The sequence below is a fragment of the Deinococcus frigens DSM 12807 genome (assembly GCF_000701425.1).
GTDB lineage: Bacteria > Deinococcota > Deinococci > Deinococcales > Deinococcaceae > Deinococcus > Deinococcus frigens.
The window spans coordinates 1-17,088 of the sequence record NZ_JNIW01000050.1 but is presented as its reverse complement, the minus strand read 5'-3'; the positions used below and the strand labels follow the sequence as shown (position 1 = coordinate 17,088).

The 17,088-nt window shown below is 66.5% G+C and carries 19 protein-coding genes and 1 tRNA gene; 7 read left to right on the top strand and 13 right to left on the bottom strand.

Annotated features, from left to right (window positions below):
• Positions 1-25: 25 nt before the first annotated feature.
• Positions 26-1,585 (bottom strand): 2-isopropylmalate synthase, encoded by a 1,560-nt coding sequence (locus Q322_RS0115030; protein WP_029478722.1) that lies wholly within the window; start codon positions 1,583-1,585, stop codon positions 26-28.
• Between the two features lie 282 nt (positions 1,586-1,867).
• Between Q322_RS0115030 and Q322_RS0115025 the strand changes: the two genes are divergently transcribed.
• A complete protein-coding gene (locus tag Q322_RS0115025; protein WP_084148017.1) occupies positions 1,868-3,142 on the top strand; it encodes an LpqB family beta-propeller domain-containing protein in 1,275 nt (424 codons plus the stop codon).
• 200 nt (positions 3,143-3,342) lie between these two features.
• Here the strand turns inward: Q322_RS0115025 and Q322_RS0115020 are convergent, their stop codons facing one another.
• The 4 genes from Q322_RS0115020 to ahbA form a co-directional block, all read right to left on the bottom strand.
• Positions 3,343-3,822: a PaaI family thioesterase gene (locus tag Q322_RS0115020; protein ID WP_029478720.1), complete on the bottom strand. Its 480-nt coding sequence runs from the start codon at positions 3,820-3,822 to the stop codon at positions 3,343-3,345.
• Positions 3,823-3,850: 28 nt separating this feature from the next.
• Positions 3,851-4,498: a DUF2231 domain-containing protein gene (locus Q322_RS0115015; RefSeq protein WP_245593274.1), complete on the bottom strand. Its 648-nt coding sequence runs from the start codon at positions 4,496-4,498 to the stop codon at positions 3,851-3,853.
• Positions 4,499-4,507: 9 nt separating this feature from the next.
• Positions 4,508-5,476, bottom strand: coding sequence for a CobW family GTP-binding protein (locus Q322_RS0115010; protein ID WP_029478718.1), 969 nt, complete (start codon positions 5,474-5,476; stop codon positions 4,508-4,510).
• 184 nt (positions 5,477-5,660) lie between these two features.
• Positions 5,661-6,716: a siroheme decarboxylase subunit alpha gene (ahbA, locus tag Q322_RS0115000; protein WP_029478717.1), complete on the bottom strand. Its 1,056-nt coding sequence runs from the start codon at positions 6,714-6,716 to the stop codon at positions 5,661-5,663.
• Positions 6,717-6,834: 118 nt separating this feature from the next.
• Between ahbA and Q322_RS0114995 the strand changes: the two genes are divergently transcribed.
• Positions 6,835-7,137: an Lrp/AsnC family transcriptional regulator gene (locus tag Q322_RS0114995; protein WP_029478716.1), complete on the top strand. Its 303-nt coding sequence runs from the start codon at positions 6,835-6,837 to the stop codon at positions 7,135-7,137.
• A 6-nt stretch (positions 7,138-7,143) separates the two neighbouring features.
• Here Q322_RS0114995 and Q322_RS21105 read toward each other — a convergent pair whose 3' ends face one another.
• Positions 7,144-7,371 carry a hypothetical protein gene (locus Q322_RS21105; RefSeq protein WP_034418734.1) on the bottom strand — a complete coding sequence of 76 codons (228 nt, stop codon included), beginning with the start codon at positions 7,369-7,371 and terminating at the stop codon, positions 7,144-7,146.
• An 83-nt stretch (positions 7,372-7,454) separates the two neighbouring features.
• Between Q322_RS21105 and Q322_RS0114985 the strand changes: the two genes are divergently transcribed.
• Together Q322_RS0114985 and sufU are read left to right on the top strand one after the other, a co-directional pair.
• Entirely contained in the window at positions 7,455-8,633 is a 1,179-nt protein-coding gene (locus Q322_RS0114985) for a M20 family metallopeptidase (protein ID WP_029478715.1), read from the top strand.
• A 4-nt stretch (positions 8,634-8,637) separates the two neighbouring features.
• Positions 8,638-9,084 (top strand): Fe-S cluster assembly sulfur transfer protein SufU, encoded by a 447-nt coding sequence (gene sufU / locus Q322_RS0114980; RefSeq protein WP_029478714.1) that lies wholly within the window; start codon positions 8,638-8,640, stop codon positions 9,082-9,084.
• Here the strand turns inward: sufU and Q322_RS21865 are convergent.
• The 3 genes from Q322_RS21865 to Q322_RS0114960 form a co-directional block, all read right to left on the bottom strand.
• On the bottom strand, positions 9,057-10,019 hold the full coding sequence (locus Q322_RS21865) for a GGDEF domain-containing protein (protein ID WP_084148016.1): 963 nt from the start codon (positions 10,017-10,019) through the stop codon (positions 9,057-9,059). The genes sufU and Q322_RS21865 overlap by 28 nt on opposite strands.
• Before the next feature lie 78 nt (positions 10,020-10,097).
• The gene (locus Q322_RS24835) at positions 10,098-10,229 is read right to left on the bottom strand and encodes a hypothetical protein (protein WP_281173656.1); all 132 of its coding nucleotides are present in this window, start codon (positions 10,227-10,229) and stop codon (positions 10,098-10,100) included.
• A gap of 88 nt (positions 10,230-10,317) precedes the next feature.
• On the bottom strand, positions 10,318-11,451 hold the full coding sequence (locus tag Q322_RS0114960) for a LacI family DNA-binding transcriptional regulator (RefSeq protein ID WP_029478712.1): 1,134 nt from the start codon (positions 11,449-11,451) through the stop codon (positions 10,318-10,320).
• A gap of 154 nt (positions 11,452-11,605) precedes the next feature.
• Between Q322_RS0114960 and Q322_RS0114955 the strand changes: the two genes are divergently transcribed.
• The 3 genes from Q322_RS0114955 (at position 11,606) to Q322_RS0114945 (ending at position 14,511) form a co-directional block, all read left to right on the top strand.
• Positions 11,606-12,847, top strand: a complete 1,242-nt coding sequence (locus tag Q322_RS0114955; RefSeq protein WP_051668649.1) for an MFS transporter — start codon at positions 11,606-11,608, stop codon at positions 12,845-12,847.
• A 377-nt stretch (positions 12,848-13,224) separates the two neighbouring features.
• Positions 13,225-14,190, top strand: coding sequence for a ferritin-like domain-containing protein (locus Q322_RS0114950; protein ID WP_029478710.1), 966 nt, complete (start codon positions 13,225-13,227; stop codon positions 14,188-14,190).
• 236 nt (positions 14,191-14,426) lie between these two features.
• Positions 14,427-14,511, top strand: a tRNA-Leu gene (locus Q322_RS0114945).
• Positions 14,512-14,585: 74 nt separating this feature from the next.
• On the opposite strand, the gene Q322_RS0114940 is transcribed toward Q322_RS0114945, so the two are convergent.
• From Q322_RS0114940 to Q322_RS24830, 4 genes are read right to left on the bottom strand one after another with little or no spacing between them, the layout of a single operon-like run.
• Positions 14,586-15,371: an alpha/beta hydrolase gene (locus tag Q322_RS0114940; protein ID WP_029478709.1), complete on the bottom strand. Its 786-nt coding sequence runs from the start codon at positions 15,369-15,371 to the stop codon at positions 14,586-14,588.
• Complete coding sequence (locus Q322_RS0114935) at positions 15,368-16,201, bottom strand: TrmH family RNA methyltransferase (RefSeq protein ID WP_051668648.1); 834 nt, start codon at positions 16,199-16,201, stop codon at positions 15,368-15,370. The genes Q322_RS0114940 and Q322_RS0114935 overlap by 4 nt, the downstream gene beginning before the upstream one ends.
• On the bottom strand, positions 16,198-16,719 hold the full coding sequence (locus Q322_RS0114930; protein ID WP_034418732.1) for a histidine phosphatase family protein: 522 nt from the start codon (positions 16,717-16,719) through the stop codon (positions 16,198-16,200). Before Q322_RS0114930 ends, Q322_RS0114935 begins: the two co-directional genes overlap by 4 nt.
• Positions 16,716-16,916, bottom strand: a complete 201-nt coding sequence (locus Q322_RS24830; protein WP_029478706.1) for a mycothiol transferase — start codon at positions 16,914-16,916, stop codon at positions 16,716-16,718. Before Q322_RS24830 ends, Q322_RS0114930 begins: the two co-directional genes overlap by 4 nt.
• Positions 16,917-17,088 lie beyond the last annotated feature (172 nt).

Genomic DNA, 17,088 nt, shown 5'->3' with positions numbered 1-17,088 from the left:
CTGCTCCGTCATGCCCATCCCAGCCTCAAATCCGCCCCGGCGCAAACTCTCCCTGACGCCGCTCGGTCCCCATGCCCGCCACGATCATGTTCTGAATGCGAATCCAGGCGCGGGCGCTGGCTTCCACCACGTCGGTGGCGACGCCCAGACCGTGCAGCAGCGTTTCGCCGTGGCGGGCGCTGACGCTGACCTCGCCCAGCGCGTCGCCGCCCTGCGTGACGGCCTGAATGCGGTAACTCTCCAGCGTGGGCGTGATGCCGGTGATCTTGTTGATGGCCTGGAAGGCGGCCTCCACCGGGCCGTCGCCGTGCGCGGTGGCGTCAATCGGGCCGTCCGGCGTTTGCAGGCGCACAAAGGCCACCGGGGTCATGTTCATACCGCTCGTGATCTGGAAGCCCTCCAGGCCAAAGGTCTGCGGCACGTCGCTGCGGGCGTCCACCAGGGCGCGCAGGTCATCGCTGAAAATCTGGCCCTTGCGGTCGGCCAGGTCCTTGAAGCGCCCGAACAGGTGCTGCACCTTGTCGTCGGGCATGTCCGCATACCCCAGATCGCTGAGCGCCTTGCGGAAGGCGGCGCGGCCCGAGTGCTTGCCCATCACCAGCACGGCGGCCTCGCGGCCCACCAGCTCGGCGTTCATGATCTCGTAGGTCTCGCGCGCCTTAATCACGCCGTCTTGATGGATGCCGGACTCGTGCGCAAAGGCGTTGTCGCCCACGATGGCCTTGTTGGGCTGCACGGGCATCCCGCTCAGGCGGCTGATCAGGCGGCTGGCGCGGTACAGCTCGCGGGTCTGGATGCCCGTGGTGTACCCGTAGTGATCGGCGCGGGTGTGAAAGGCCATCACGATCTCTTCCAGGCTGGCGTTCCCGGCGCGTTCGCCGATGCCGTTTACAGTGCATTCGATCTGCCGCGCGCCGCCCTCGACTGCGGCAATAGAGTTCGCCACCGCCATGCCCAGATCGTCATGACAGTGACTGCTCAGGATGACGTGGGCGGGCAACTCGGCCTTCAGGAACGCGAACAGCTCCCGCATCTCGTCGGGGGTGGTGTATCCCACGGTGTCGGGAACGTTGATGGTGGTTGCGCCCGCCTCCACCGCCGCCCCAAAAATCCGGGTCAGGAAGGCCCAGTCGCTGCGGGTGGCGTCCTCGGCGCTGAATTCCACGTCGTCCACGAAGGAGCGGGCCAGCGTCACGGCCTGCACGGCGCGTTCCACCACGGCGTCCGGCTCCAGATTTAGTTTCTTTGCCATATGAATCGGGCTGGTGGCAATAAAGGTGTGGATGCGGGGCTTCTCGGCGGCCTCAACGGCTTTTGCGGCGGCCTCGATATCCGCCCGCCCGGCCCGCGCCAGGCCCGTGATAATCGGCCCCCGCACCTCGCGCGCAATGCGGGACACGCCCTCCAGATCGCCGGGACTGGCGATGGGAAAGCCCGCCTCGATCACGTCCACACCCAGCCGCGCCAACTGGTGCGCGATCTCCAGCTTCTGCGAGTGGTTCAGGGCTACGCCGGGGGACTGCTCGCCGTCGCGCAGGGTGGTGTCGAAGATGCGGATGCGGTCAGTACTTTGTGGCTGGGACATGGGTTCTCCTGTTCTTTTGCTGGGGCGAAAGGCGGATGGACACAAAAAATCCCCCGAAGGGGACTCCTCCGGGGGATCGGGCGGCCTATGCTTGCCTGGCCGTTCACTCCACCGGAGGACGGATAAGCAGGAGGCCAGAGCTGATCATGAATGGAATGTAACGGATATGGGTGTTGGGAAGCAAGAGGAGTCGTCTAGCCGTTGCAGGCTGCCGGTCTTCCAGCCACCCTACCCCTGCCATTGGTCATGGATCGTTTGTACGGGCGGCCTCTACACTAGGGCATGTCATTTCGACAATGCCTCGCCCTCTGCGCCGCCGGGCTGGGCGCAGTCGCCGCCGTGCCGCAGGTTCCCGCCCCGCCTGCCGGAATCTACGCCTGCAACATGACCAGCCTCGCCATGATCAACGGCATGATGTTGCCGCAGGTGTCGTTCAGCGTGCTGCACAGCGTCGCGTTGGACGGGAAGGGCGGTTATGTGTTGCAGAACATAAACGGCGGCCCCGGCAAGTACACCTACGATGCGGCGAAGGATAAATTCAGCTTCATGACGGGCAGAATGGGGGTCTTCGATGTCCGCTACGAATACAAGGACGACGGCTTCAAGGAACGCTTTTTCCGACTGCAACTGATTGACAAGAAGACTGGAAAGGACAGCTCGACCTTCTGCACTCTGACCGCAAAAACCACCGGCAAACCCATGACCAATATCCAGGAAAAGAGCAATTTTCCCTCTGACACGGCCAGCAAGCCCAGCACCGCGCAACCCAGCGCCGGGAATCCCAACCCCGGCCTGAAGGGGACGCTGGTGTTTTACGAGAGTTACAACGTGGGGGCCATTCAGAGCCTTGATCTTGCCAACGGCAAGAAGCAGACCCGGCTGAGCGGCACCGATCCGTTTCTCGCGAAGAACGGCGAACTGGTCTATGTCAACAGGCAGGGCGAGATCGGGATAGCCGATCAGTCCTATCAGTCAGCCCTGACACTGAAACGTGAGGGTGAATTTGGCGACGTCTCCCAGCCCGCCCTCTCGCCGGATGGACAGAAGGTGGCCTATGCACTGGACGCCTATCCCAGTTGGCGGGGCGTGGTGGTCCGGTCACGCGGCGGGCAGGTGCTGGGGAAGTTTGAATGGAAGCTCAGCCCCTCGTGGACGCCCGACGGACGCCTGGTGCTGGCCGAAGACACCGGGTACGAGGGCCACAGGCCCGGCCTCTACCTCAGCAGCGCGGACCTCAAGACCCTCAAACCGGTCCTGCTCAACATCGACGACATCGAGCAGCCCGCCGTCAGCCCCGATGGCAGGCGGGTGGCCTTCGTCTCCAACGGCGACATCTGGATAGCGAATCTGGACGGCAGCAACCTCAAGCAGCGCACCTCCACGGATAAGACGGAAACAGGCCCCATCTGGTCGCCCGACAACCAGACGCTGGCCCTGATCGTCGATCCCAGCACCGGCCTGCTACAAGTGCTTGGCCCTGGCGATAGCAAGCCCCGGCCCGTGCAGGACAGTGAAGGGAACCAGATTCAGGTGCGCGGGCGGCTGCTGTGGCGCTGAGGGCCGCCCCGCCGTGAACCGATTCTCCGCACCACACCCTGCTCCAGCGTCGCCTGCGCCGCCGTCACGAATCTGGCCTGAGCCGGGTGAAAACAGCTCCTGGAGTCCCGCATCGCAGGGTTTGACTCCGCCCGGACAGCCCTGGGAATCTGGCTGACGCGGGCGCTGGCCGGTCGCTGAGGCGGGGACTACAACCGCGCTCAGCCGCCCACCGACACTACATTGCAGGTGCAGCGGGCCAGGCTGGTCAGCCGTCCGCGCTCGTCCCTGACTTCCACCGTCCAGACCATGACGCTGCGGCCCCGGTAGGCCAGCGTTGCCTCGCCCGTGACCACCCCGCCCGAGACGCTCCGGACGTGCGTGCCGCTGAGGTCCACGCCCACCGCCACCTGTTTGCGGGGGTCCAGATTGATCCACGAACCCACGCTCGCCAGCTCCTCGGCCAGCGCCAGATTTGCGCCGCCGTGCAACCGTCCGGCGGGCTGGAGGTTGCCCTCCACCGGCATCTGCGCGCTCAGCCGTTCACGCGTCACGCTCAGAAAGCGGATGCCGAGGCGTGCGCCGAGGGTGCCGCTCAGGCCACCGCCCTGCGGACCGTTCATGCGCGCCGCCAGTTCCTCCGGCGTCAGGCGGGCCAGATCTTCGGGGGCAGGAAAGTTCAGGTCGGGGTGCAGCGTCATGCAGCAAGGATAGGGTGCTGGAAGCGTCTCAGCCCTGCGGATGGTCCAGCGTCTGGCCCACGCCCAGCCCGTGCCGGTAGACCAGTTCGCCGCCCAGGAAGCCGCCTGCCAGCGCCAGCCCCAGTGCCGTGCCGGACAGCAGTTTGCCCAGCCCCCGCTTCTGTTTGCGCCGCGCCAGAATGGAGCCGATGTTGAGGAAGAAAGCCGTTTCGTTGAGCAGGCCGTGAATCAACCCGGTGCGCCGCGCCTCACCCCTCGCGCCGCTCCAGTCGGTCCAGCCGGTGACAATGGTGGCGACTGCGCCCACCGTGCCCAGCGTCAGCGCCAGATCGGCGGCCCGTTCGGTGGCCTCGGTCTTCTGGCCGGGGAGGAAGTCCAGTATTCCGGCAATCATCCAGCCGCCTAGCGGCAGATGCACCAGAATCGGGTGAACCGGATGGCCCAGCGGCACGCCGTGCAGGACGTCGGTGACGCCGTCGGGCAGCAATTCCTCCGCGCCGCGCAGGGCCAGTTGCAACTTCTCGGCCAGCTCCTCGATGGCGTCGTGGTTGGCCACGGCGTCCTCGATGAGCGAGCTGGGCTTGTCCTGATCGGTTTGCCAGGGAAAGAGGCTCATGCGCCGACGATAGGCGCGGCGCTGGCGCTGGCGTGCCGCGCCCGCTAAAGAGAGGTTCATGCATGGCCCTCAGTCCGGGATCAACTCTGCCGGATTGGGGGTCAGGCAAGCGGCAAACGCCGCCGCGTACTCCTCTTGGTCCAGCCCGCGCCCGATGAAGACCAGTTCGCTGCCGCCCGTGGCCGTGTCCCAGGCGTCGGCGGTGAACAGATCGCGCACTGCCTGGAACAGGATGCGCTGCGGGTAGCCGTGCAGGTCCAGCCAGCCCTTGACGCGCAGCACCTCGGCGGGCCGCGCCAGGATGAAGCTGGTCATGAAGCGCTGCCACTCGTAGGGGTCCAGCGGGCGGTCCGCGCGCAGCGTAAAGGTCTTCAGATCCGGCGTGTGGGCGTGCTGCTCGGTGTCCTGGCCGTCTAGCACGCGCGGATCGAAGTCATCGCGGGCCAGCAGGGCGTCGGCGTCGATCTGACCGCGGTCCACGCCGATCACGCGGGCCAGCGGGTTGACGCCGCGCAACGTCGCCTCGGCCCGTGCCAGCGCCTCCGGGTCCGCCAGATCGGTTTTGTTCAGCACCACCACGTTGGCGTAGGCCAGTTGCCGCGCGGCCTCCGGGTGTTCGCGCAGGGTTTGCAGCACATGGCGGGCGTCCACCACGGCCACCAATGTCGTCACGCGAAAGGCGGCCCTCACCCCGCGTTCCAGCAGCGTCGCCAGCACGGGCGTCGGATCGGCCACCCCCGACAGCTCCACGATCACGGCGTCGGGTTTGTGGTCGCGCATGGAGATGGTCACCAGCGCCCGCAGCAGGTCATCGCGCCCGGTGCAGCACAGACAACCCGCCGTCAGCTCGGTCACGTCGTCCTGCAACCGCTCGATCAGGCTGCCGTCCACCCCGGCCTGCCCGAATTCGTTGACGATCACGCCCAGCCGGTGCGGCAGGCTGCGGATCAGGTGGTTGACCAGCGTGGTCTTGCCCGCCCCCAGAAAGCCGCCGATCACGATGATGGGAATGCGGGGATCGGGGGTGGGAGAGGTCATGGGGGGAGGATAGCGGCTTGCCGCGCTTTCGCGGCTGAATCGGGCGTCTCAACCTGCTGCAACAGGACGCCGAACGTCCGGTCATCGAACGCTGCCGACACAACAGGATTATCATCGCTGAACAGTGGCCCCAGTGCGCTCAAGGCCAGCAGGAGATCATGGATGGACACTTCAGCCGCCCAGATTAGCCCCCCAGATTCGCTTGCTCCCACTCGTAGAACTCCGGCTTGTAGAACTCCAGGCGAATTTTCTTGTATTCCTTGGTGGAGTACAGGATGTCATGGTCCACGCCGCTGGCAACCTCTTCCTCAATCGCCCTAATCTTGCCGAACGCCTCTTCCTTGCTGCGTCCGTGGACCATAGTGAAGATGGTGTAGGGCCACTCGGGGTAGGTGGGGCGCAGGTAGCAGTGCGAGACCGCCTTGAATTCGGCCATCTGGCGGCCCACTTCCGCTACATCGTCCTGCGGCACCGCCCACACGCCCATCGCATTAAAGGTAAAGCCCGCCTTCTGGTGGCGGAACACGGCGGACACGCGGCGCAAGGCCCCAGCCGCCTTCATCTTCTCGGCGTGCGCGGCCACCTCGTCAATGCTCAGGCCCAGCGCGGCGCACGCGCCCGCGTAGGGTTCCTCGGTCACGGGCAGATCCTTCTGGAACTCGGTCACAAAGGCGCGGTCCAGGTCCGTCACTTCATAGCCGATGTTGCGCTGCTCGGAGGTGTACTGGGGCGCTGCTTTGGCGTTCCAGTCCTCCTTGCCGGTCATGTCGAACTCCACGCCGATCTTGAACAGGTGCAGCGTGGGCATCAGCCGGGTCAGGCGTGCGCCGCTCAGCTCGTGCAGCTTCTGAACATGCGCTTCCAGATCGCTCTCGGGCGGCACGGCAATGGTGTACCACAGGTTAAAATCATGGTTGCGCCTGTAGTTGTGGCTCACTCCGGGGTGGCCGTTCACGATTTCCGCGCCCGCGTCCAGTTGATCCTCGTCGTGGACGGCGGCCACCAGACTGCTCTGGTATCCCAGCGTGCGCGTGTCGAAGATGGCGCTGACCTGTCGCAGCACGCCCTCGGCCTTGACCTCGCGCAGGATGGCCAGCGCCCCGGCTTCGCTCAGCCCGACTTCCTCGGCGATCACCTGATAGGGACGCTGGACGATGGGAATGTTCTTCTGGATGCGGTTGAGGAGCTGCTCACGCGCCGTGGGGAGCGTGGTTTCTGGGGCGGGCGTGGTGGCGGTCATGCGTGCAGAATAGGCCGTCCTGAGCGGCGAAACGTCCCCGAACGAGCGGTCAGGCGCTGTTTTCCTCTGCTTTGCAGGGCACAATGCTGGGTATGAGGAACCCAGAGGAACATGCAGCATGGTAACGGCCATCGTGATGGTGCAGGCGGACCGCCAGCGCGTGCAGGAGACCGCCGAGGCGCTGGCGGCCATTCCCGCCGTGCGCGAGGTCTACAGCGTGACCGGCGAGTGGGACATCGTGGCGATTCTCAAGCTGGTCGAGTATGACCAGCTCGACGACGTGGTGACCGGCCACCTGCGCAAAGTGGAGGGAATCGCCCGCACCCAGACCATGCTGGCCTTCCGCACCTACAACGACGCGCTGCTGGACCAGGGCTTCGGCGTGGGCCTGGACGAGGGAAAGGCGACTGGGGGAGGCTGAGCGGCGCTAACCCTCAACGTCGGGAATGCTCCTTGCCGCGTGAGCCACAGCCAACGCGTCCAGCAGTTGCCCAGCCTTTAGCAGATGACCCCGCGCGGCCAGATGGTGCGCGGCGTAACGCAGAATCTCGCCGCCCTGCATGTGCCGTGCGGCGGTGCGGAGGTGACGGGCGGCCACCTCCAGTTCCTGAGCGGCCCGGATGGTTTCGGCGGCGGCCTGCTCTCTGGGATTCATCGCACCAGTCTGCGCCGTCCCAGATGACCGGATGGTTGCGTGGCGGGCTGACTTCGGCCCTGAACCCGCGCTAGGCTAACCCCATGACGGCAACCCAGGAGAGGACGGCGGAGCTGCGCGATCAGCTCGTGGCGTGGCGGCGGCACCTGCACATGAACCCCGAGGTGGGCTTTCACGAGCATCAGACCTCGGCGTACATCGAGGCCGAGCTGAAGAAGATGACGGGCCTGACGGTCACGCGGCCCACCAAAACCAGCGTGCTGGCGGTGCTGAAGGGCGGCAAGCCGGGGCGCACGCTGCTGCTGCGCGCGGACATCGACGCGCTGCCGATCACCGAGGAAAACACCTTCGAGTTTGCTTCCAAGAATCAGGGCGTCATGCACGCCTGCGGCCACGACGGACATACCGCGATTCTGCTGGGCGTGGCCAAACTGCTGTCGGAAAGTCCCGGCGAGGTGCCCGGCGAAGTCCGTATGATCTTCCAGCACGCCGAGGAGATCGGCCCCGGCGGCGCGGAGGAACTGGTGATGGAAACCGGGCTGATGGACGGCGTCGATCTGGTGACGGGCCTGCACCTGAACAGCCAGCTCCCCGCCGGGATCGTGGCGGTCAAGCCGGGGCCGTTCATGGCCTCGCCGGACATGCTGGAACTGACCATCCGGGGCCGGGGCGGACACGGCGCGCACCCAGAAGAGGCGGTGGACCCCATCGCGGTGGGCGCGCAGGTGGTCACCAACCTGCAACATGTGGTCAGCCGGGGCGTGGCGGCGCTGGAACCGCTGGTGGTCAGTATCACCTCGTTCCACAGCGGCACCACCCACAACGTCATCCCGGACCGCGCCGAGATTCTGGGCACTGTTCGCAGCTTTGACCCGGAATTGCGCCAGCGTGCGCCCAAATTGATCGAGCGCATCATCAAGGGCGTGTGCGAGGCCCACGGCGCAACCTATGAATTGAAGTACGAATTCGGCTACCGCGCCCTCATCAACACCGACTGGGTGGCCGAGCAGCTCAAGGAGATCGCGCTGGAAACGGTGGGGCCGGACCAGTTCCGCGACGCCAAACCCACGATGGGCGGCGAGGACTTCAGTGCCTATCTGGAAAAAGCCCCTGGCGCGTACTTCAACGTCGGCTCTGGCAGCGACGAGCAGGACAGCCGCTGGCCGCACCACCACCCGCGCTTCACCATCGACGAGGCCAGCCTGGAAACCGGCGTCAAGATGCTGCACGCCGCCGCGCTCAGGCTGACGCTGCCGGAGTAAGGCCGTGCTGCCTGATTCAGTCGCCCGGCAGATCATCGACGATCACGCGCGGCGGCCCCGGCACACCGGGGAGTTGCCCGGCATCGTGGGCGTCTCGCGGGACAATCCCGGTTGCGGCGATCAGTTGACGGTCTGGGCCGATGTGCAGGCCGGGCAGATCACCCGGCTGAGCTTCGGCGGGCGCGGCTGCGCGATCAGCCAGTCGGCGGCGAGCCTGATGACCGTGGCCCTGAGCAAAAAAACGCTGGCCGAGGCGCGGGAGCTGGCCGCCGTCTATCGGGGCATGGTCCTGGGCGAAACCGGGCCGGACCCCCGGCTGGGCGATCTGCAAGCGCTGGCCGGGGTCAGCAAACTGCACGCCAGGCGCAGGTGCGCGCTGCTGGCCTGGGACGCGCTGGGGGGAGCGCTGGCTGGGGCCTCGGCTCAGGCGGGTGAGGGAAGCTCCTCCTGATACTCCGAGCTGAAGAAATCGTCCGGGTCCGTGGCGGTGGCGGCCAGTTGCACACGGTTCCGGCCTCCATTCTTGGCCGCGTACAAGGCCCTATCGGCGCGGGAGACGCAGGCTTGCAGGCTCTCGCCGGGCTGAATACTGGTGGCGCCCGCGCTGATCGTCACCGTCTGCTCGGGCCGGGCAGCCTGATCCGCAACGGCCAGCCGCAGACGCTCGGCCACGCTAAGGGCCGGTGCCCCGCGTGTTCTGGGCAGCGCCACCAGGAATTCCTCGCCGCCCCAGCGGCCCACGATGTCGCCGTCACGCAGGTGAAGGCTCAGGATGCGGACGACGTCTCTCAGCACCTCGTCCCCGGCGGCGTGGCCCAGCCGGTCGTTGACCCCTTTGAAATGATCGATATCGATCAGCAGCGCCGCCGCCGGGTTGCCGGCTTCCACGCCCTCCAGCACGGTGTCCAGCAGAGGGTACAGAGCGTGGCGGTTGTTCAGGCCGGTCAGGGCGTCGGTATTGGCCGCCTTTTCAGTCAGCACCAGCGCCTGACGTTCCAGCACAAAATGCTCGCGGTACCACGCCAGGCTGCCCAGGGTGATCAGGATGATGGCGCACAGCAGTTGCACCTGCCCCAGCCGCGCCGCCTGCGCGAACGGCACCCCGCTCAGCGCCAGCATGGCCCAGGGAATCGCTGCCCCGGTCAGGTAGAACGCGGCGGTCACCGCGATGGCCCGGCGGTAACCCAGCATCAGAAACGCGACGATGCTGACGATCACCAGCAGCCAGTACAGGTCTTCGAGGGAAGTCAGCATGTCCGGACCGCCCAGCAGCGGCGTGACCACGGACCGCGCCAGGATGACCGCGCCGCAGACCGCCAGCGCCACGGCATACATCGTTTTGATGCTTCTTCTGGTGAACAGCCAGAACACGATCCAGGCCGACATGATGAAGAAGGCCGGATTGCTGTATGTGGTGACCAGATCCGGCTGGGGCCGCAGCAGGTTCAGGCCCCAGTTGGCCGCCTAGATCGCCATGCCGACCAGGACAATACCGATATAGATGCGTCGCCGCGCCTCTTCCCAGAGGTACTGGCGTTGCACGGAGCCGCCAGCAGTCGGCAGGGCAGGCGTATGACGGCGCTCAGCTTCGTTCATGTAACTCAGGCATTGTGACTCAAAGCCACGCGCGAAATTGTTGGCTCCTCACATCTATTCCTCATGCGCGGGCCATTCTGGATCAGGGCTACAGGGCCAGGCGGCGAAGCTTTGCCGTGCTGCCGCGCACCACCAGCCGCGTGGGCAGCCGGACATCGGCCCGCCTCTCGCCGCCCATCAGAGTCAGCATCGCCTCGCCCACCCGCCGCCCCTTATCGGAGGTCGGCTGCCACACAGTGGTCAGGTTCAGATCTGCGCTGCCCGGCGAATCGTCGTAACCGATCACACTCAGCCGCTCCGGCACGGCCCAGCCCAGCGTCTGGGCGGCCCGCAGTCCGCCGCAGGCCAGCACATCGCTCATGCACAGCAGCGCGGTGATCTGCGGTTCGGCACGGAGCAACTCCAGCGCGCAGGTCTCGCCGTCATTCAGGGTGTTGCGCTCGGCCTCGGTTAGATGCAGCCTGACGTGACCCGGCTGATCCGCCCCCCCGGCGGCCACGGTTTCGCGGTAGCCGCGCAGCCGCTCGGCGGTGGGGTGATAGCTCACCTGCCGTTCGCGTCCCGGCGCAACCCGCCCGCCGCCCTGCCGGGGACCGAGTTCCAGGCACAGCACGCCGATCTGGGTGTGGCCCAGCTCCAGCAGATGCTGCGCCGCGTGAGCCGCTCCTCCGGCGTCGTCAATGCCTACCCTGGCGGCCCGGTCCTGATCGGCCAGCCCAGGTTGATCTCCCAGCGCGGGTTGATCCACCAAGACAGTGGGCAGGCCGCGCGACAGCACCGCCCGCAGCAACTCGCTGTTCTGCGCGGCGCTGTACACGATCAATCCGTCCACGCTGGCACCGCGCACCGGGGCCAGGGGATCGGCCTGCCCGTCACCGGGGCTGGCCAGCAGCAGCAGGTTCAGCGACGCCCCCTGAAGCGCCTGCGCCAGGCTGCCCAGAAACTGCGCGGCGGCGGGGTCCGCAAAGGCGTATTCCAGCGGTGCGTCGAATACCACGCCGATCACCCCGGTGCGGCCCCGCCGCAGACTGCTCGCCAGTGGATCGGGGCCGCCGTAGCCCAGCGTGCGCGCCGTCTCCAGCACCCGTTCACGCAGCGACGCCGAGAGCTGATCGGGGCGGTTGTAGGCGTTGCTGACCGTCGCCACGCTGACGCCCAGGGCGCGCGCCACCTCCCGCAAGGTGATGCGCCCGCTGGATGGAGGCGGAGGATTGAAGGGCATTGTGGCCATAGAATACCCTATCCTCGGAGAATCTGAATCGTTTTAGAGCTGGCACGTGAGGGGTATCCTCGGAGAGTCGGCGTCGTTTTCGAGCAAATTTCGTTGAGCTATTCACCTTCAACCTTTTCCGGCGCGTTTCCGTCAAGGAGCCAGCATGTCCGCCAGCCACGTCCACCCCACCCGTGCCGAATCCGCCCGCCGCGCGGTCAGCCTGATCTTTCTGGTCAACGGCGCGTTTTTTGCCACCTGGGCGGTTAATATTCCCGGCCTGCGCGACGCGTTGACCCTGAGTGAGGCGCAGATCGGCGGGGCGCTGCTGGCGATTGGCCTGGGCGCGCTGGTGAGCATGCCCCTGACCGGCGGCTGGACGGCGCGCTACGGCAGCGCTCCGGTCACGCGCCTGTCGGTGGTGGCCTGCATGCTCTCGCTGGCGCTGCCCTTCCTATCCCCAAACTATCTGGGCGTGGTGCTGGGGCTGGCGGTCATGGGCGCGGCCAACGGCAGCCTGGACGTGGCGATGAACGCGCAGGGCGTCACGGTAGAGCGCGCCCTGGCGCGGCCAGTGCTGAGCCGCCTGCACGCCTATTTCAGCCTGGGCGGCGTGTTGGGAGCGGGGCTGGGAACGCTGCTGGTGGGCCGCGTGCCGATGCAGGTGCACGTGGTGCTGGTGGTGGCGGTCACGACGCTGGCCGGGGTGCTGGCGGGCCGCCTGCTGCTGCCGGACCCGCCCGCTCCGGAGGAGCACGGTGAGGCGGAGAAGGCAGCGGGAGCGCCCCCCTCACCCTCCCGCCGCCGTGTGCCGGTCAGTTCTGCCGCGCTGCTGCTGGGCCTGCTGTGCTTTCTGGGCATGCTCTCGGAGGGGGCCAACTACGACTGGGCGGCGCTGTATTTCCGCGACGTGCTGGGGCAGGCGGGCGGCAGCGCGGGCATCGGCTACACCGCCTTCGTAGTGACCATGACGCTGGGCCGCTGGTTCGGGGACCGGGCGCGCGGACGGCTGGGCGACGAGGTCATCGTGCGCGTGGGCGCGGCAGTCACGGCGCTGGGGTTGGGGGTGGCGCTGCTGGCGCAGGGGCCGCCGCTCGCCGCTGCGGGCTTCGCGCTATCGGGTCTGGGCCTGAGCAATGTGGTGCCGGTGCTGTACGGCGCGGCGGGCCACGCCCTGGCCGGGCGCGGAATCGCACAGGTGGCCACCTTCGGCTACGGCGGCTTTCTGCTGGGGCCGCCGCTGATCGGCGTTGTGGCCCAGCAGGCGGGCCTGCGCGCCGGGCTGGGGGTGGCGCTGGTCGGGGCTGTGCTGGTGGCGCTGCTGGGCGGCTGGGCCTTTGCCCTGGTGCGGCGGCGAACTGAGGCTGTCCAGGGTCGGCTGCCAGGCGGCGAAGGCTCCGCGTCATAAGGGTGGTCTAGGCCGGGTTCCTTTATCAGCAGCGGGACGTGTGTTGCGGGGGGTGTCACGCCGAACAACGCCGCGTCCTTTCCACCATTCGTGGAAGGCACCCGCGCGGTTCGGCTCATTCCTGATTCCCAGTCAGGGGAGAACCAGCGAAACTGCCCTCCTTCCGGTTTCTGTCAGGGGGTATTCACAACCACATTCTTTATCCAATCTTTAGTCCCACGTTCATGTTGATCCAAGCGGGAGCGGGCTGCTTATAGCTGGCCAGAAGGACAACACGGCGAGGGGAGTCGGGTCTGGCTGACTGGGCAGACCCACCTCCTCGCGTCCTGACTGTACGCCCCTCTGTTCCCTCGCCCCTCATCCTCTGGAGGAACACCATGAGCAATGAAATGAACGAAAAGGTGCTGAACCGCCGTAAATTCCTGGGAGCCGCTGGCGCAGTCGGCGCGGGCACCCTGCTGGCGGGCTGTGCCCCCGGCATGACCGGCGGCGCGATGGCGAAAGACGACAAGATGATGGAGAAGAAGCCCAATCTGGACGGCACCATCTTCAACTTTGCCCTGAACCTGGAGTACCTGGAAGCGGCCTACTATTTGGCCGCCGTGGGCCGCCTGGAAGAACTGGACGCGGTGGGCGGCGACAGCAGAAAGGTCATTCTGCCCGCCGGATTTACTGGCAAGGGCGGCGCGGGGATCAAGTTCGAGTCGGCGGACGTGGCGGCCTACGCCAATGAGATCGCCTCCGATGAGCTGAACCACGTCCGCATCATCCGCAAGGTGCTGGGCGCGGGCGCGGTGGCCCAGCCCATGCTGGACCTCGGCCCGGCCTTCCTGGCGGCGGGCAATGCGGCTTCGGGCGGCGCGATCACCGGCTTTAACCCCTTTGCCAACGATCTGTTCTTCCTGCACGGTGCGTTCATCTTCGAGGACGTGGGCGTCAGCGCCTACAAGGGCGCGGCCCGTCTGCTCACCGATACCTCGGCGGGCGGCAATCTGGAAAATGCCGCAGGCATCCTGGCCGTCGAGGCCTACCATGCCGGGCAGATCCGCACTCTGCTTTACCAGCAGCGCAACACCCAGGTCACCCCGGCCCTCAAGGTCAGTGACGTGGTGGCCGCCATCAGCAACCTGCGCGACGCCGTGGACGGAGCCAGCGACGTCGATCAGGGCATCCTGGACGCGGCGGGCGGCGCGAACGTCGTGCTGGCCGACGCCAACTCGATCGCCTTCAGCCGCACTCCCCGTCAGGTGGGCAACATCGTCTTCCTGAAGGTGGACGCGGCCAAAGGCGGCTTCTTCCCCGAAGGTCTGAACGGCGATTTCGCCGCCATTCTGGCCCTGTAATTTCCCTGACTTCCACGCTCCTGCACGCCGTCATCCTCCCTTGACTGCCTTGCGGAGAAGCGAGCGCCCTGACCCCCAGCGGGCCGGGGCGCTCGCTTTGGCGTGCCGGTTTTGCGCGGGCAGGTTCGCCGTGCCTATTGACAGTCTTCAAACCCGCCGCTAAAGTAACCGAGCCTTCCGAAACGCCCCTATGGGCGCGGCTGCCAAGCGGAAGTGCAGCACCAGATGAGTAGATTGCCGAGGTGGCGGAATTGGTAGACGCACTAGTTTCAGGGACTAGCGCCGCGAGGTGTGTGGGTTCAAATCCCATCCTCGGCACCACACCAGCAGGAATGGACAGGCCCCCGGTAGAGATGCCGGGGGCCTGTCCTATGGTTGGCGAGACTCAGGATGTGTCAGCTCTGGACCATCTGTTCTGGTGTCAGAAAGACCAGGACGGCATCGCGCATCCCCTGGCTGGTGTAGTGGCCGACGCCCGCGAAAACCAGTTCATGGAAAAGGTCCGGCTGCCCGGCCCATTCGTAGGCCGCACTGAGCGTTGCTGCGGTGGGCAAGTGATGCAAGTCCAGCGCAAACGCCGGGTCACTGTCCCCACTCGCCAGCAGCAGCGGGATGGGGGGAAAGTCGTTGGCGTGGGTGTTGGGCCGATTGGCCTCCAGAAATGTCCGGAGTTCAGGACGCCTGACCTCTGGCTCGTCCCACACGCCCGACGTGATCAGCGCCGCCGCCCGCACGATCCGGGCCTCTGTGCGCGCCAGGGTCAGGCTTACGTAGCCTCCCATGCTGGAGCCGATAACGTACGCGGGCAGCGGACCGAACAGCGCCGCCGCCGCGTCCAGCAGGGCCGGGGCCTCGGCCACCGAGCGGCGCACGCTTTCCCAGACGTGTTCGCGGGCGTTCAGGCCGGGTGGGGTGTCGCCCTGACGCTCGCCGTGCAGGGGCGCGTCTGGAATCAATACCGCCACGCCGCGCGTCGCCAGCGCTGCATACACGCCCAGCTTGCCCTCCTTGGTAGCCCAGGCCCCGTGGTAAACCAGGCAAACGGCTTGCACAGCTTCACATTCGGGCGGTAATTCCAGCAGGCAGGGGATTCCGGCCAGTACGTGGCGCTCGACGCGGTACGGCTGGCCGTCCGCCAGCGGCGTGGCATGCGGATCGGCAGGTTTGAAGGGACGGGTCACAGCCCCCTCCTGGCCTGAACAGAGGTACTCATCTCGTACAGCAGGATGGACGTCGCCACCGCCACATTCAGGCTGGAGGCCGATCCCGTGATGTCGATTCGCAGCGTCACGTCGCACAGCTCACGCAGGGCGGCGCTCATGCCGCTGGTCTCGTTCCCGGCGATCAGCACCGTGAAGCCGGCGAAATCGTAGGCCCGCGCGGTCGGTTCGCCGTGCTCATCGGTGCCCACCACGCGCACCGCTTCTACCTTCTGCCGCAGCGTGTCCAGCCAGCCACGGACCTCCGCCGGGCCGGGGAAATGCACCACCGGAACGGCCAGCAGGGAGCCGGTGGAGGCGCGGATGGCCTCGCGGCTGTAAGGGTCCACGCCGTGTCCCACCACCCCCACACCCCCCACCCCGAAGGCGTCGCAGGAGCGCACGACGCTGCCCAGATTGCCCGGATTCCCCGGACGGTCCAGCAGCACCACGCGGCCCTCTGGGAGAGCGGGCAGGCGGACCGGGTCATCGCCGGGCAGCCGCAGCAGCGCCATGATCTCGCTGCCCTCGTGGCGTTCCGTCAGTAACCTGTAGCCCTGCGGGGCGATCAGAAAATGGCGGGCCGCCTGCGCCCGTTCCAGCACGTCATGCCCCCAGCGCGACAGGGAGGCGTCTTCAGGGATCAGCAGCGCGTCGACGGTCCAGCCGTGTTGCAGGGCCAGATTGATGGAGCGTACCCCCTCTACCACGAACAGGCCGTGTTTGCGCCGTTTTTCGCGGCTGCGTCCCAGCGCCTCCAGAAGCTGGAAGTCGGCGTTCTCGGACCGGATACGGATGATGTGCGGCGTCAAGGTTCCAGTATGACCCGTTCGGCCTGCCCCACCGCGTTCCAGCGCCAGACATCCGGGTTTCTCAGCCCGGCCCAGCCCCTGTAATCCAGGCCCAACAGCAGCGCCAGCAGATTGCCGTGGGTAAAGACGGCGCTCAGACCATGCGGGTCTTCGGCGTCCTTGAGGGCGGCCAGCGCGCGCGCCTTCGCTGCCGCGCCGAATTCGCCGCCTGGCAATCTCAGGGCAGGCAAGGCGAAGCTGGCCTTCAGCGCCGTTTGCCAATGGGGAAGGTCACGCCCGCTCAGCACCCGTTCGGTCAGCCGCGCGTCTGTTTCGATCTTCAGGCCCAAGGCTTCCGCCAGAGGCCGCGCCGTGTCCACTGCCCTCACCCACGGACTGCTGACGATGCGGGTAATGCTGTGCTGTGCGAGTTGTTGCGCCAGCTTCTGCGCCTGCATTTCTCCCTCTGCCGTCAGCGGCGTGTTGGGAGCCTGTCCGGTGGCTTTGGCGTGCCGGACCAGTAAAAACCCTCCGCTCATTCCTTCTTCCTCGGCGCGATTCGTTTCCGCAGAATTCTGATCTGGCCCCGGTGGCTGACCTCGTCCTCCATGACGTGAAACCAGGCCCAGTGGTGGTTCATTTCTGTGAAGTAAGGGCTGGCGGCCTGACAAATTTTATGAGAGCGGACGAAAAACGAGTTGCCAGCCGACTTCAAGGGTGGTTTGAGGGGGGGCATGAAGGCGTTTCCGCTGACTTGGTGGTTCAGGGTCAGGCCCGCCCTGGAGCGTCAGGTGAGAGAAGATTGCCTGACCACGGCTCAGCGCGTAATGAACCGCCCGGAGACCGATCTTGAGGTAGCTCAGCGCCCGCCGCCAGTGGGGATCGACGTGTCGTCGATCCCCACGCTG